The 259-nt window shown below is 57.5% G+C and carries 1 pseudogene; it reads right to left on the bottom strand.

The annotated features are described in order from the left end of the window. Window positions 1-259: pseudogene (locus tag C1X29_RS30085) on the bottom strand (MFS transporter); the annotation flags it as partial.

Raw genomic sequence — 259 nt, 5'->3', positions numbered from 1 at the left:
GTGTACCACAAGCCCGAATAGGGATTGCCGGTATGCACGACGATCATCTGGCTGATCAGCGGCAGGAACCCGCCAAAATAGCCGGTGCCGACATGATAGGGGATCGACATGGAACTATACCGAATGCGCGGCGGAAACAACTCGGTAAGCAACGCCGCGACCGGGCCGTAGGTGATGCCCGACAAGTCACTAAGCGCTAGGATCGCGAGCAGAATCAGCGCGATGTTGCCCTGCTTTGGAATGACCGGCGACAGATCAT

The organism is Pseudomonas sp. GW456-12-10-14-LB2, assembly GCF_002884345.1.
Lineage (GTDB): Bacteria > Pseudomonadota > Gammaproteobacteria > Pseudomonadales > Pseudomonadaceae > Aquipseudomonas > Aquipseudomonas paraglycinae.
This window is presented reverse-complemented; position numbering and strand designations above follow the sequence as displayed.